General features: G+C 44.1%; 13 protein-coding genes. 9 read left to right on the top strand and 4 right to left on the bottom strand.

Annotated elements, in window-relative coordinates; genetic code table 11:
* Positions 1-47: 47 nt before the first annotated feature.
* The 4 genes from CRO17_RS00510 (at position 48) to CRO17_RS00495 (ending at position 4546) form a co-directional block, all read left to right on the top strand.
* Positions 48-1418, top strand: a complete 1371-nt coding sequence (locus CRO17_RS00510) for a PepSY-associated TM helix domain-containing protein (RefSeq protein WP_097038252.1) — start codon at positions 48-50, stop codon at positions 1416-1418.
* A gap of 16 nt (positions 1419-1434) precedes the next feature.
* The gene (locus CRO17_RS00505) at positions 1435-1911 is read left to right on the top strand and encodes a FixH family protein (RefSeq protein ID WP_179636748.1); all 477 of its coding nucleotides are present in this window, start codon (positions 1435-1437) and stop codon (positions 1909-1911) included.
* Between the two features lie 102 nt (positions 1912-2013).
* The gene (locus CRO17_RS00500; protein WP_097038248.1) at positions 2014-3165 is read left to right on the top strand and encodes an FtsW/RodA/SpoVE family cell cycle protein; all 1152 of its coding nucleotides are present in this window, start codon (positions 2014-2016) and stop codon (positions 3163-3165) included.
* 61 nt (positions 3166-3226) lie between these two features.
* Positions 3227-4546: an MATE family efflux transporter gene (locus CRO17_RS00495; RefSeq protein ID WP_097038246.1), complete on the top strand. Its 1320-nt coding sequence runs from the start codon at positions 3227-3229 to the stop codon at positions 4544-4546.
* A 2-nt stretch (positions 4547-4548) separates the two neighbouring features.
* On the opposite strand, the gene CRO17_RS00490 is transcribed toward CRO17_RS00495, so the two are convergent.
* Both CRO17_RS00490 and CRO17_RS00485 read right to left on the bottom strand, forming a co-directional pair.
* Positions 4549-5805, bottom strand: a complete 1257-nt coding sequence (locus CRO17_RS00490; RefSeq protein WP_097038244.1) for a Y-family DNA polymerase — start codon at positions 5803-5805, stop codon at positions 4549-4551.
* A gap of 420 nt (positions 5806-6225) precedes the next feature.
* Positions 6226-7551, bottom strand: a complete 1326-nt coding sequence (locus CRO17_RS00485) for a 6-phospho-beta-glucosidase (protein ID WP_097038242.1) — start codon at positions 7549-7551, stop codon at positions 6226-6228.
* Between the two features lie 178 nt (positions 7552-7729).
* On the opposite strand from CRO17_RS00485, the gene CRO17_RS00480 reads away from it, so the two are divergent.
* Entirely contained in the window at positions 7730-8728 is a 999-nt protein-coding gene (locus CRO17_RS00480; RefSeq protein WP_179636746.1) for a LacI family DNA-binding transcriptional regulator, read from the top strand.
* Positions 8729-8798: 70 nt separating this feature from the next.
* On the top strand, positions 8799-9074 hold the full coding sequence (locus CRO17_RS00475; RefSeq protein ID WP_097038238.1) for a hypothetical protein: 276 nt from the start codon (positions 8799-8801) through the stop codon (positions 9072-9074).
* A 41-nt stretch (positions 9075-9115) separates the two neighbouring features.
* On the opposite strand, the gene CRO17_RS00470 is transcribed toward CRO17_RS00475, so the two are convergent.
* Complete coding sequence (locus CRO17_RS00470; RefSeq protein ID WP_097038236.1) at positions 9116-9568, bottom strand: NUDIX hydrolase; 453 nt, start codon at positions 9566-9568, stop codon at positions 9116-9118.
* Between the two features lie 106 nt (positions 9569-9674).
* Here CRO17_RS00470 and CRO17_RS00465 point away from each other — a divergent pair, with 106 nt between their 5' ends.
* Together CRO17_RS00465 and CRO17_RS00460 are read left to right on the top strand one after the other, a co-directional pair.
* Entirely contained in the window at positions 9675-10034 is a 360-nt protein-coding gene (locus CRO17_RS00465) for a Lin0512 family protein (RefSeq protein WP_097038234.1), read from the top strand.
* Position 10035: 1 nt separating this feature from the next.
* Positions 10036-10497, top strand: coding sequence for an 8-oxo-dGTP diphosphatase (locus tag CRO17_RS00460; protein ID WP_245864513.1), 462 nt, complete (start codon positions 10036-10038; stop codon positions 10495-10497).
* A 14-nt stretch (positions 10498-10511) separates the two neighbouring features.
* Here CRO17_RS00460 and CRO17_RS00455 read toward each other — a convergent pair whose 3' ends face one another.
* The gene (locus CRO17_RS00455; protein ID WP_097038232.1) at positions 10512-10691 is read right to left on the bottom strand and encodes a hypothetical protein; all 180 of its coding nucleotides are present in this window, start codon (positions 10689-10691) and stop codon (positions 10512-10514) included.
* A gap of 438 nt (positions 10692-11129) precedes the next feature.
* On the opposite strand from CRO17_RS00455, the gene CRO17_RS00450 reads away from it, so the two are divergent.
* Positions 11130-13535, top strand: a complete 2406-nt coding sequence (locus tag CRO17_RS00450) for an immune inhibitor A domain-containing protein (RefSeq protein ID WP_425444399.1) — start codon at positions 11130-11132, stop codon at positions 13533-13535.
* Positions 13536-13541: the final 6 nt, after the last annotated feature.

Genomic DNA, 13541 nt, shown 5'->3' with positions numbered 1-13541 from the left:
TTGCGCTCATTATTCCATTTTATATAGAAAAAGGAGTTGTCCAATGAATGGAGGCACAACAAAAGCCACCGGCACCTAAGAAGAAACTGCGACGCCGTTCTCTTTATCAGTCCGTTTGGCGCTGGCATTTCTACGCTGGTCTCATTATCATGCCATTTCTTATCATTTTGGCTGTCACTGGCGGTATTTATCTCTTTAAGCCTCAAATTGAAGCTGCCCTTTATAAGGATTACTATGAAGTGACACCGCAGACGACTGTCACAACTCCATCGGAACAGATTGATACGGTAGAAACGATCTATCCGGATGCAGCTGTAACGTCGTATCGACCGAGCGACAGTCCAGATCGTTCTGCAGAAATAGGCATACAGCAGGATGGTACTGCATTTACTGTGTTTGTCGATCCTTATACAAACGTGGTACTTGGCAAACTGGAGGAATCCTACCGTCTTGTTAATGTTATAGAAAAGATCCATGGTGAGCTCTTAATGGGAACTGTCGGGGATCGTATCGTAGAATGGGCTGCCTGCTGGGCGCTTATATTGCTTATTACCGGTGTTTACTTAGGCTGGCCTAAATCAAAGACGCGAATCCGCGGTGTACTTGTTCCGCGACTGAATAAAGGAAAGAAACTGCTTGCACGCGATATGCACGTTGTACCAGCGTTTTGGATTTCTTTAGGACTGCTTTTCCTCATTCTCACCGGCCTTCCTTGGTCAGGCTTATGGGGTAATAATTTTCAGGCACTAACGACAAACGCCGGCATTGGCTACCCGCCTTCCGTATGGGTCGGTGATGCACCGGCATCTGATGTGAAAACAAAAGAAATAGCTGATGTGCCATGGTCTGCTGAAAATCTGCCAGTCCCAGTATCTGCTAACCAGCAGTATGCACAGCTGTCTGTCGATGATGTCGTTCAAATAGCCGATGAGGAAGGCGTTAAGCCCGGCTATAATATTATGATTCCGCAAACACATGATGGCGTGTTCACGCTGTCTGCTTTCCCGCCAAATGCTCGTGATGAAGTGACGATGCATATTGATCAGTATACAGGAGCTGTTCTCGCAGACTATCGATATGATAATTATCAATTGCTAGGCAAGATTATTGCGTATGGTATTACCATTCACAAAGGAACCGAATTCGGCATTTGGAATCAAATTATCGGTGTGATTGTTTGTCTGGGAATTGTCGGTATCGCAGTGAGTGGATTCATTCTCTGGCTTTCTCGCAAGCCGAAAGGAAAGCTCGGTTCTCCAAAAGCACCTTCTGATAAGGTTATGAAAGGTGTCATTGCCATCATAATTATCCTGGGCATCGTTTTCCCGCTTGTCGGAATTTCCATTATCATTGTCTGGCTGTTTGATCGATTCGTTATCCCGCGTGTACCTGCACTAAAACGGTTTTTCAATGCTTAAGAAAGGGGGAAAGCAGATGCGAAGACTTGTCATCACAAGTTTGTTACTGATGTTATTCCTGCTCGCTGCTTGCTCCGCTGATCCGGATGCAGCTGCTCACTATTCCCAACGGAAAGAAGTGAACGTGAACATTGAAGTCCCCGACTCAATTGAAGCTAATTCCGTTCCTCGCATTGATGTATTGCTGACGAGTGATGGAAAGGCCCTCGACAAGGAAGCAGACGTTACCTTCCTTGTTTGGAAAGATGACAACAAAGCCGAAGCAGAAACGATTCCAGCGTCACGTAAAGAAGACGGAGGCTATCAACTGGAATATACATTTCCATCAGAAGGCGTCTATTATGTGAAAGCAGACGTTATTGTAGATAATATCCATTTGATGCCGACAAAACAGCTCCGAGTCGGAGAATTGACAGAGGAAGAGAAACAAAAGATTCTGCAAGAACAAGAACAAAGAAAACAAAAGGATAGCGGCAGTCACCATCACCATTAATCAATAGAAAAAAAGTCGTATTTTCGCGAAATGCGGCTTTTTTCATTGGAAATTTCTGTTACGATAGAGTCATATCTTATTACTTTATGAAATGGTGAAACGATGCAAAGACTACAATCATACTTTGAGAAATTCGATTATATATATTTTTCACTTATCGTACTGCTTGGCCTGACAAGCCTTGTCAGTTTATATCAAGTCCAAATTCTGCAGGGTGAATATTTTGTTGTGCAGCAAATTGTCTGGTATGTCGTTGGTTTAGGAGGCTGTTTTGTTGTCTCATTCTTCCTTGATTTAGACATTATAAAGCGTCTTTCACTCTTTATTTACTTATTTTTCCTGTTTCTGTTAATCGGTATTCTCGTTGCACCATCCAGTATTTCTAAAGAGATCAATGAAGCATACGGTTGGTACTCGATTGGCGGGTTCTCCTTCCAGCCGGCGGAGTCGATGAAGATTGGTTTGATCTTGTACCTTGCTCAAGTTATTAGTAAAGGGACCGAAACATCTCCTACGCTAAAAGAAGAGATGCTGCTTGTTGGAAAACTGACGCTGATTACATTGATTCCTGTTGGTGTTGTAATGAAGTTTCCCGACTTTGGAAATGCCATGGTTTATTTGGCTATTTATGGCGTAATGCTGATTGTTTCCCGTGTGCGTTTGAAAACAATTCTATTGATTTTCTCGATTCCTATTACGGTTGTACTAGCGTTGGCTATTACCTATTTCGCAGCCCCCGACTTTTTCTTTGACCGAATACTTGGTATGCTGCCGAGTTACCAGGCAAGTCGATTCTATGGCTGGCTGCAGCCGGAGAAATATGCTATTTCGGGCTATCAGCTTAACCAATCAATTATGGCAATTGGAGCTGGGAATATGAGCGGCTATGAGCAATTACCGCACGTGCCATACGCATACTCTGACTTGATTTTCGCTGTTATTGGCGGTGTATTTGGCTTCCTTGGCACGAGTATCGTCTTGCTGCTTTACTTCACACTTATTTACAAAATCATCATGATTTCTCAGCGTTATCATGATTCCTTCGGTTCCCTAATCGGAGCTGGAATTGCTGGCTTTTTAACGTTTCAGATATTCCAGAACGTCGGCATGAGTATTGGATTGATGCCTGTTACCGGACTTGGATTGCCTCTGATCAGCTATGGCGGCAGTGCGCTTGTCATTACACTTGCTTCGCTTGGACTGATCCTTAATATGCGCGTGAATACGATGACGTTTATGTTTGGAAGCAAATAACGTTTACTTCTGTAAATAGTTGCGTTATATTATTCGTAATTACTACTATTAAGGAGAACATATGCAGCATAAACAGTATCTAGCCTTAGCTTTGCCGCTGACCCTCTCGACAATCACAACCCCGCTGCTCGGTGTTGTTGACACTGCCGTTGTCGGTCAGCTTTCCGATTCTTCCTATATTGGCGGAGTAGCAATTGGCACCATTATATTTAATACCATGTACTGGCTTTTTGGTTTCCTGCGGGTCAGCACCTCTGGTTTTGCAGCGCAAGCTTCAACTAGTCTTGATACAGAAGAACATGTAATGGCACTATTGCGGCCTTTTGTGGTCGCTTTTTTGGTCGGTTTGCTGTTTGTTTTGATTCAGCAGCCTATTCTGCACTACTCCCTTTCCTTCTTGGGAGCGAGTGATGCAGTAAATGTCAGCGCTTCAGCTTACTTTTCCATTCGAATCTGGGGAGCACCTTTTGCACTTGCAAACTATGTTATTCTCGGCTGGCTGATTGGCATGAGTTATATTAAAGCGACACTTATTCTGCAGATTAGTACGAATGTGCTGAATATCCTTCTGTGTATCTTGGCAGTTCATGTGTGGGATTGGGGTGTAGCCGGGGTAGGCGCATCCACCCTCATTGCAGAGGTCTTTTCTTGTGTGTTCGGCTTCGTGCTGCTGCGAAAATATGCCGGAAGCATCTGGCAGCAGCCATTTATACAGCTGCTCAAGCGTGCACTGGATCCTAAACCGATGTGGCAGATGATGAAAGTGAATCGTGATTTGTTTATCCGAACCATCTGTCTGCTTGTTGTATTTAATCTGTTTACTGCAAATGGCGCTGCATTTGGAGAGGACGTATTAGCAGCTAATGCAATCCTTATTCAGATTCATTATATGATGGCATACTTCTTTGACGGCTTCGCCAATGCCTCCAGCATTGCTGCTGGCCGAGCACTTGGCGAACGCAATGAAAAACTCTTCTCGCAGTCACTGCGGCTGTCTTTTCAGTGGGGACTGGGTATAGGTATTACACTTGCGCTTGTTTTCCTGGCAGGAAAGCAGTGGATTTACCCGCTCTTTTCGGACCAGCAGCATATTATTGATCTAACCAGCACATACGCAAACTGGCTTGTTCTGTTTCCGCTTGTGGCTAGTCTTGGTCTTGTTTATTACGGTGTATTCACCGGCATGACAGAAGTAAGGTTCGTGCGTAATTCAATGATACTAGCAGTGCTGCTTTATCTGGCTGCACTTTTCTCGCTTCAGCCGCTGGGCAACCATGGACTTTGGCTCGCGTTTCTGCTGTTCAGTCTTGGACGCTCTGTTTTTCTTATCCTTTATGTACCAAAGCTGCGCCGTCTGTTTAAACAAACGGCAGCAGCATAACCTCAAGCTTGATGACCGCCAATTTTTGAACTGCGCTCGATTGTCATTCCGGCAGCTTTATAACTGCTGGCTCGCAGTATAGCGGTCGTTCCGAAGCGAGCTCGGATTTGATCCATTGCCTTGCTCAAATCCTTTTGCTTGCTTTTGTCCTCGAACAAGCTGAGCTGCGTTGCTTCTTCATCATATAAATTGGTCAGGGAGACAGACACACGTCTGACTTCGTGACCTTTTTGGTAATTCTCATAAAATAACTCCATGCACAGCTTATACATATCCGTCGTCAAATTGGATGGACTGGTGAAGGAACGAGAGCGGCTGAATCCTCCGCCGTACTGACTCGCATATCCAACAGACAAGTGCACGGTATTGCCTTCCTTTTTATCCCGTCTTGCCCTCCTGCAAGCCTCTTCACACAGCTCCAAGATGATTGTCGGGATTTCTTCCCCCTTATAATTGCGAAGCAAGGTAATGCCATGTCCATAACTCTTTTGCTCTTGTTTAACAAAATCACCGAGCACTTCACTTTCATCAATTCCCCATGCATGCCAATACAATTGCTCTCCCATGACACCATACCGTTTCTTGAGCTGCTCTAAAGAAGCATTTGCCAAGTGACCGAGTGTCACAATGCCCATTCTGTTCAAGTTTCGCTGCATCCGTCGCCCTATTCCCCAAATATCTTGTATCGGAACAGGCCATAATAAGCGCGGAACATCTTGATACCGACAAACGGCTATGCCAGAAGCCTGCTTTTTTGCGTGAATATCCATAACAACTTTAGCGAGAAACTTATTATCTCCAATTCCGATTGCTGCTGTGACTCCAAATTGCTCCAAAATATCTGCCTGCAGCTTGGCTGCTGTTTCTTCTGCTGATCCATGCAGCTGTTCCGTCCCATCAAGTGTTACCCAAAACTCATCAACCGAGTAGACGTGGATGGCCTCCATCGGCACATACTCGTGAACCAGCTCCGTAATTGCTACGGAAACTTCTAAATAATCCTTCATATGTGCTTCCGCAATCACGATGTCCGGATCTTCCGGCAGTTCAAAATAACGACTCACGTTACTAACACCATGCTTTTTCTTCAATGCAGGACTTGCTGCCAGTACAATGCTGCCGGGCCGCTTCGTATCTCCGACTACCGCAAGCAATGTCGTCATCGGATCCAAGCCGCGTTTCACACATTCTACACTGGCATAAAAACTCCGCATATCCACACATAGCAACTCATGCTGTTGAAATCCGCTGTAATCCATTCTCTCCACCTCCAAAAGGGAACAAATGTTCTTGTGGATAGCTTACCCGATTTCTGGCAGTTATAGTAGCTGTAATTTTTGGATAGGGAGGAAAATAGGGAAAGAATCTGCTTCCAACAGCTGAATAGTAGCCCATATTTCGGTATTATAGTTATACAATAGGTATTTTTCGTGTTACTAATAGGTGGGGTATGATGGAAAATTGGCTGACTTTACACTATATAGCGGGTTTTTTGCTAGTGCTGAGCTTATCTATCAGCTTGTTCTAGAAGGCAGCATCAACTGGTTTTACCTCGCATACTAATCAGTCAGATAAGTGCTATATATGCAGCGAGAAAAGAACAGAAAGAGCAAGTTGCAGAATAATATATACATATGTAAATAACCCGCGCAGTTTAGCGCGGGTTATTTTTATTCTTTTTATGCTTCCACTTTATTAAAGAACTGCGGTAAATGCTCTTTATGTGCTTCCAGCATCTCATCCATGATTTTCTTCGCTGTCTCATCAGAAGGAACTAGCGGATTGATTGTCATTGCCAGCAGCGCCGTATTGTAGTCACCTGTTACGGCAGCTTCTGCTCCAACACGCTCAAATGATTTGATTTGCTGAACAAGTCCGCGTACGGCAACTGGCAAGTCACCGATCCCGATTGGTTTTGGACCGTCTTTTGTGATGACACTGTTGATTTCAATGGCTGAATCGTTCGGAATGCTTTGAATCGCACCGTTGTTCACTGTGTTTACTGTTTGGATATCACGTTTATCATTGTAAATCGAGTTAATTAAGCTGCAAGCTGCATCGCTGTAGTACGCACCGCCGCGCTTGGACAGCTGTTCTGGTTTATGCGCCAAATTCGGATCTTTATAAAGCTCGAACAAGTCACGCTCCACGCCTTGCACGACCTCAGCACGAGTTCCTTCGTTATCCGCTGATTCCAGCTCTGCTTCCAGCATGCTGGATGTTTTATAATAATAACGATGGTATGGGCAAGGAATCGCCTTCAAGCCTTTGATAAAGCCAGGCTCCCAGTTCATCGCTTTGATGTTTTGCATCGTCATCTTATTGTCGTCGCTCGTCATTTTATCAAGCACTGTATCTGTTACATTCTCGCCGTCCAAATACACATTCAAACCAAATACCATATGATTCAGCCCGGCAAAGTCAATATGCACGCGATCTCCATCTGCACCGAGCAGCTCTGCTACTTGCATTTTCATCATAATCGGCACATTGCATAAGCCAACAACTCGATTGATATTGGAATAACGAAGCACTGCTTCTGTTACCATACCAGCTGGATTTGTGAAGTTTACGAGCCAAGCGTTCGGGCACAGCTCCTCCATATCCTTGCAGATACCAAGAATGACTGGAATTGTCCGCAAGCCTTTGAACAAGCCGCCTGGTCCGTTTGTTTCCTGACCGATAACATTATATTTTAATGGAATACGCTCATCTTTTGCACGGGCATCCAATAGACCAACACGGAATTGTGTCGTTACAAAGTCGGCATCCTTCAAAGCTTCGCGGCGATCCAATGTCAAATGTACATCAATTGGAAGTCCTGCTTCTTTGACCATACGCTTTGCCATGTTTCCTACAATCTCCAGCTTCTCTTTTCCTGCTTCCACGTCGACAAGCCAAAGCTCCGTAATGGGCAGCTCCTCATAACGCTTAATGAATCCTTCTACAATTTCCGGTGTATAGCTGGAACCTCCGCCAATTGTAACAATCTTCAATTTTCCCATGATTTCGGCCTCCTGTTTGGTTATGTTTATCTCTGCAAATAAAGCTTATATGCTGGAATGCATCCCAGGTCAAGCACAAATTCGTAAGGAAATTGTAAAGGAGTAACCGAAAGCATACAAAATGGTTATTTTCCGCTACAATAAAGGAAAGAAAGCGATTTCTAAAGAGGTGATGTACATGAGTAATATCAAGCAGATCGCAAAGCTGGCTGGGGTTTCCCGCAGCACTGTTTCCCGTGTCCTCAATCACCACCCGCACGTTCACGAAGAGACAAGAAACAAAGTACAGAAAATTATTGATGAGTTGGATTACATACAAAACAGCAATGCTGTTCAGCTGAAAAAAGGCAAAACAAATACGATTGGCATTGTATCTCCATCTATAAGCCACTATTTTATGCAAATCGTCCAAGGCATAGCTGAGGCAGGCGCTTCCTGCCATTATCAAACGTTACTTTATCAAACGAATGGAAAGCCTGAGCAGGAACTGGAGGCATTGGAGATGCTGCGCCAAAAACGCCTCGATGGACTGATTATTTTGCGCTGTGAAACAAGTTGGGAAAAAGTCAGCACCTATACAAAATACGGGCCGATCATGACGTGTGAGCCTTTACAGCATCCGAAAATACCGTCCATCTATATGAACCATTATGCGGGCTTTCAGCTTGGTCTGGAGCATTTGATTGAAAAGGGCTATACCCGCATCGCTTGCACAATCGGCAGAACAGAAAGCAGAAATAGTCTGGAGCGGAAGAAAGCGTTTGAGGATGTATTGAAAAGACATGACCTTCCCATTCATAAGGAGTGGATCTTAAACGAAACGTTCACTGTTGATGATGGACGTAAAGCTCTTCAAGAGCTGCTAGTCAGCAAACGAATGCCTGATGCAGTCATTCATGCAAGTGATTACGTCGCTGCCGGCATGGCAGCAGAAGCCCGAAAAGAAGGTATTCATATTCCAGACGAGCTGGGTCTGGTCGGTTTTGAATCTGATCAAAGTGACATCGCTGGTCTTATGGAGCTGACGCATGTGTGTAACCCGTTAAAGCAAATGGGAGCAGAAACTTTTCATCGCATGCATGCCCTGTTAACAGACGCCGCCTATACTGCTAAACCACTTTCCTTCTCGCTGACCGAGCGACAGTCAACTGCCAGAGCTGTGACACAAGAGACATAGTATTACAGAGAATTTCTATATAGATAGACTCGTCTGCTGTGCTAGGATAGTGACATAGGGGGTAATGCATATGATGGTAACAAGACAATTTACTAACTTTACAGTTTGCACTGTCCACCTAGTTATACTAGTGTTTTGGCTGGCAGCATGGGAAAAGCTCTTCAACACGCCCGGCCTTATCATCTGGGGAGCTGCCGCGTTACTAGGCGCTGGTCTGTTCTTTTTATGGGAACGCAGAGATAAGATGGACATTAGCGGCCGGTTATTAGCGCTATCTACCTCTATGCTCATTGCGCTGGCAGTACTATCTGTGCTCATTGAGATTACTGTTTCCTCCATGCCGTGAAGAAATGAGGCATGGAGGATGAAAAGGAATAGCCTAAGCAGCTACTCCTTTTCACTAAAGTCATTTAAAATACGCCGGTGACTGCCGATCATCTTTTCCGGTAATGCTTTCAGCGGGAAAAATGCCAGCTGGATTGATTCCGTTTCTTCATGCATGAGCTCTCCATGGTAAGCATTTGCACGGTAAACAATGGTTACATTGTAGAATGCATCACCATTTGCAGCTACAGCAAAGTTATCTTTCCCAGAATACACATCGACCAGCTCTAAACCCTCTGCAGTCAGCCCTGTCTCTTCTAATACTTCCCTTGCGGCTGTTTGTTCTGCTGATTCACCGAGCTCCATCAATCCTCCTGGCAAACCCCACGTTTCATGAGGATGAACCCGCTGCTGCAATAGCACACGGTTTTCACGATCAAAAAGCAAACATAACGCCCCAACTAAAATGACCGGCTGATGCCCGACATATTTACGGAGATTTTCTACATAACTCACAAGCATAACTCCTCTCTTCATCAGTTTACCAAATGTACACCCAGCTAATAGAATTCTTTGTTCCCGATGTGATACAGTTAAGATAACGAGAACAAGGAGTGATTATATGGATAAAATCATGTTCATCCAAACTGGATTCGGTGTTGATGTCCATGGTCAAGACGTGACCAAGGCTGCAGTCCGCGCAGTTGTGAATGCCATTCACACAAACTCAATGCCAGGTATTAAAAGTGTGCTTCCTGAAAACGATTTACATAATATGAAGGTGAATGTACGGCTCGCAGTTCCTGCTGACAAGAACAAGCTGGATATCGAACAAGTAAAAGCTCGAATCCCATACGGTACTGTTACAGTGGAAGTAATCGACGGCGGGATGCTGACTTCCAGCGCTATTTTCTTAGAGGAGAAACAGGATAAAAACGACATGATGTATATCGTTAATGCTTCCGTCGAAACAGGCTACTAAAATGATAGCCCACAAACTTTATAACATGGTCATGGTGCACACAGAAGATCACGTACTTTTATTAAATCGGCAGCATGATGATTTCAGCGGTTTTATTCCGCCTGGAGGGAAAGTGGATTTTCCGGAGAGTCTTACTTCCAGCGCCATTCGTGAAGTAAAAGAAGAGACCGGGCTGGATGTGCGGGACTTAGAATACAAAGGTATACAGCATTATGTGAACAAGAAACAAAATGTTCGTTATCTCATTTTTTACTATATCACAAGCTCATTTTCCGGTCACTTACTGACAGAATCACGAGAAGGGAAGCCATCTTGGTTCAAAAAGTCAGAAGTGATGGAGCTGCCCATGCAGGATGTCGTTCGTACTGCCTTCCCACTATTCTTTCAAGAAGGCACCTTCGAATTATATCTTCAAGCAGGCTTCAAGGAATCAGATGACAAGGAAGACGTTTTGTACACCTAAAAAGAGGGAGCCAGTTAGCTTCCTCTTTCCTTTACTATGTACATCAATGCGATGCAAAAGCTACCGAATAGGGCGCTTCCTGCCGGATAATAAAATAGTGATTTAGAGATTACAGTGAATTGTTCTGCTAGATGCAGCGTGAATAACTGCAGAAACGCAATGATCAGCATTGTAATACCTACTTTACTCCACAAACTTGCTCCCCCCTTACAATCTATTATATGTTAATTCCAGTTATTGTAACTACCAAATAGGTAATGATGCGAAATAGAAAATTCCAGCTAGGTATTTCTGCTTATTTTCAGAGTAATAAGCATAATTTTCAGCAGTTTCCCACTTTCCCAACTTCCTGCATGCTTCTACATATTTATATATTATCTGTAATCATTTTTACTGTCACCTTTCCCAACTTTCCTTCTAATTCTGTCAGATTGTGTGAGAATAACTCACGAAAACCGCATGAAATCAAGGTCCAAGCTGCCTCTCCCCCTTCTAAAGAACCATTGTGAATCTAGCAAACTTGAAGCTATACTATTTCATAAGGAAAACTTTACCTACATACATTTATTGTTTTCCGACTATTTAAACTATTAGCACAAGGGAGAGTGACATGCTTGAAGAAGAATAAATGGATGGCCTCTGCGATGGCAGCTGTTATTGGATTTAGCACTTTTACTTTATCATTGACGCCCGCACAAGAAGCAGAAGCTTCAACCGCAGAGGAAGTACCTGCTGTAACCTATTCACCGAAAACCACACAAGGCGGACCTTTCGACAGTGCCATTGCCAATACAGATAAGCTGATTGAATTACTTAAAGAAGAAGGAAGGATCAGTAAAGATGCTACTGAAACAGAAGCACAGGAAGCAGTGAACGCCTACTTGAAAGAGCGGGAAGAAAAAAGTGCAGAAGCTGCGAAAGAACCACTTCCAGAAGAATTAGAGGAAGCAAAAATTGATGAAACGGTTGTAAGCGACACAGATAAAGAGAATGGGAATGCAGATAATGCTGCGAGCCAGTCTAAGCGAGAAGATTCATGGAAGAAAGGGAAAGATAAAAAGAAAAATAAGAAAGTAGATAATGTAAAAGAAGAAGCATATGACGGAGAAGTCCGTGAAGACAAAGTACTTGTCTTGGCAATCGACTTCCCAGACTACCAGAACAGTTCCATTACACCAGAAGAAACAGATATGTGGTATGAGGATTATACACACGACCACTACCAAGATATGGTTTTCGGTGAGGATGGCTACACTGGTCCCGATGGCCAGAATTTCACTACCATGAAACAGTATTATGAAAATCAATCCGGCGGAAGCTATACAGTTGATGGCGAAATTGCCGGATGGTATACAGCAGACCATCCTGCTGCTTATTACGGCAGAAATGACCCTGCTCCAGACGGCAGTGATGCAGCTGCACGGGAATTGGTTTATGAAGCTTTAACAAAAGCGGCGGAAGATCCGAATGTCGACCTTAGCGAATACGATCAGTGGGATCGTAATGACTATGATGGTGACGGCGTCTACGATGAGCCCGACGGCATCATTGACCACTTGATGGTTATTCATGCAGGTGTTGGTGAGGAAGCTGGCGGCGGAAGCCTTGGCTCAGATGCAATCTGGTCTCACCGTTGGAATCTTGGCGGACTTATAGCTGTTCCGGGCGGAAGCTCTGAAAGTGATCGCTTTGACGGACAGCTGGCGGCATATGATTATACAATGATGCCGGAAGATGGCGCAATGGGCGTGTTTGCACACGAATATGGCCATGACTTAGGCTTGCCGGATGAGTATGACACAAACTATACAGGTCAAGGTGAAGCTGTCGCTTATTGGTCCATCATGGCAAGCGGAAGCTGGGCTGGTGATGTTCCGGGAACAGAGCCGTCTGGATTCAGTGCTTATGCAAAGGAATACTTGCAAAATGCGCATGGCGGCAACTGGCTTAGCGGTACAACCATTGATGTCAAAGATTTAGATGACGACGGCCTTGAGCTGCTGTTGGATGAAGCTGCGACAAAAGGAACCAATAATGATGTCATTCGTGTGAATTTGCCAGATAAGGAAAAAGAGATTACCAAACCTGCCAGCGGTACTTATGCGTACTTTAGCGGCAAAGGAAATGACCTTGATAACAATATGACAACAACGGTTGATTTGACTAATGCTTCGTCAGCCGAGCTTACTTTCAAGACATGGTATGACATTGAACAAGACTGGGATTACGCTTCTGTGAAAGTAAACGGAGAGACAGTTCCTGGTTCCATCACGACTACAGATAATCCGAATGAGCAGAACCCAGGAAATGGTATCACTGGTACTTCTGATGGCTGGGTAGATGCAACCTTTGATTTAAGCGCTTATGCAGGTCAGGAAATTGAGCTTTCATTAAATTACTGGACAGATGTAGCGGTAAACAACGCTGGATTCTATGTCGACGATATCCAAGTATCCACAGACGGGACTTCTATCCTTACAGACGATGCAGAAGCTGACAGCAGCTTTGAACTAAATGGATTTTCACAAGATAAAGGTGTGTCTCTATCCGAGCATTATTACTTGCTCGAATGGCGTACCCATAACGGTGTTGATGAAGGTCTTGCCCATATTCGCCGAGGCGACAGCCTAATGAGCTACAACACTGGTCTTCTTGTATGGTACGTTGATAATTCTTATGACAATAATTGGACAGGCACGCATCCAGGTGAAGGATTCTTAGGTGTAGTGGATGCGGACCAAAAAGCGCTTTACTGGAGCGATAAATCTGTTGCTTCCAGCCGCTATCAAATCCATGACGCTGCATTTAGTAAAGACAAGTCAGAAAAAATGTTCCTTGATTATCGTTCTACAACTGGTTTGACACTCAAGGATAACCATACAAAGAGCTATGATAAATTCAAGGATGTTAACAACTACTTGAACAAAGCACTTCCAGATGCCGGACGTAAAGTACCGGATTACGGATTGGAGTTTGAAGTGAAAGCAGACAGCAAAGATGGTTCAGTTGGTAAGATTGAAATCTCGCTTGAAGATTAAATGAAA

This window comes from Terribacillus aidingensis, assembly GCF_900215625.1.
GTDB classification, from domain to species: Bacteria; Bacillota; Bacilli; order Bacillales; family Amphibacillaceae; genus Terribacillus; species Terribacillus aidingensis.
The sequence above is the reverse complement of the archived record's forward strand: the minus strand, read 5'-3'. Positions and strand labels throughout refer to the sequence as shown.